The following is a 500-nucleotide window of genomic DNA, read 5'->3' as shown; positions in this document are numbered from 1 at the left end:
AGCGAGGAGCGCCCCGAAGAAAGGGAGGAACAATGGCCATAAGCGGTATAATCAAACGTCTCCCGACCACTCTCATGCGCCACGCCAACTACAGAGCCAGAGTTATCAACCGATAATAGGGCAATGCTATCTACAGCACTGTTCCTCGACTCGGCCAATAATTGCCCTCCGACCCGAAAAACAGTACCACTACCTTGATCACGAAGGATCGCATGCACATTACGACCACAATAAAACAGCCTCAAAGCTTTACGCTGAAGTTCCATACTTAGCCCCTGATTGACAGACAACTTAACCCAAGTCTTTCAAAGACTACAGCAACGGACAACTAGCATTTTTACCAGGCAGGGTCAGCAGCCCCTGCTTATGGGCGTGATGAGACAATAGAAGAAGAGCTCGAGCATAGCGAATCGAGCTGTCAGGGGAGGATTGAAGATGGTGGAAGTTATACTGGTTCAAGGGCCTCTTCGCGGGTAAACCCGCTCCCACAGGTACTGCGC

General features: G+C 50.6%; 1 protein-coding gene. It reads right to left on the bottom strand.

Features of this window, described 5'->3' with window-relative positions:
* The coding region (locus J5M66_RS26565; RefSeq protein ID WP_207817539.1) for a hypothetical protein at positions 1-266 on the bottom strand (266 nt) is incomplete at its 3' end.
* Between the last annotated feature and the right edge of the window lie 234 nt (positions 267-500).

This window comes from Pseudomonas sp. 67(2021) (assembly GCF_017491835.1).
Classification (GTDB): domain Bacteria; phylum Pseudomonadota; class Gammaproteobacteria; order Pseudomonadales; family Pseudomonadaceae; genus Aquipseudomonas; species Aquipseudomonas atacamensis.
This window is presented reverse-complemented; position numbering and strand designations above follow the sequence as displayed.